Genomic DNA, 839 nt, shown 5'->3' on the forward strand with positions numbered 1-839 from the left:
TGCGCCCTCGGGGTGGTTGGGTTGTGCCCAAACACGCCCAATTTTGTTTAATCCTTTGGGGGGGGGGGCCCCCCCCCCGGGGGTGGCGGGGCCCCGCGCGGCCGGCCTCAGCTGCCGGCCGCGCGACATCTTCGTCGAGCAAACCGTGGCCGGACTGGCCCGGGTGGTCGGCGTGGCCGACACGCACCGGCCCATCGACGAGGGAATCGGCGACGTGGCGGCGACACCGATAATCCGTTGGCTGAGCAGCGTCGACGGCCCCGTTGACCAGTTCAACCAGACCATGGTGTTGCAGGCACCCGCGGGTGTCGAACTGGCCGACGTCACGGTCGTGCTGCAGGCCCTGCTGGATCGGCACGCCATGTTGAGACTGCGCGTCGACGACGGGCCCGGCGGCTGGAAATTGACCGTGCCAGAACCGGACTCGGCGCACGCCGCAGCGCTACTGCACACCGTCGACGCGCTCACCGACGAGACGATCATCGCCGCCCGGTCCCGGCTCAGTCCGGCCGGCGGGGTCATGCTCAGCGCCGTGTGGGCGAGCACCACCAGGCAGTTGGCCCTGATCATCCACCACCTGGCCGTCGACGCTGCTCAGCCAACGGATTATCGGTGTCGCCGCCACGTCGCCGATTCCCTCGTCGATGGGCCGGTGCGTGTCGGCCACGCCGACCACCCGGGCCAGTCCGGCCACGGTTTGCTCGACGAAGATGTCGCGCGGCCGGCAGCTGAGGCCGGCCCCCCCGGGCCCCGACACCACCTGCAATGGGGCCCAACCCCCCAAAGGATTAAACAAAATTGGGCGTGTTTGGGCACAACCCAACCACCCCGAGGGCGCG

The 839-nt window shown here is 69.7% G+C and carries 1 protein-coding gene; it reads left to right on the plus strand.

Translation table 11 applies throughout. From position 1 onward, the window contains the following. Positions 1–82: 82 nt before the first annotated feature. Positions 83–839: hypothetical protein (locus A9X03_RS13675; protein WP_369831345.1), on the plus strand; the 757-nt coding region annotated here is incomplete at its 3' end.

Source organism: Mycobacterium sp. E1715 (assembly GCF_001667625.1).
Lineage (GTDB): Bacteria > Actinomycetota > Actinomycetes > Mycobacteriales > Mycobacteriaceae > Mycobacterium.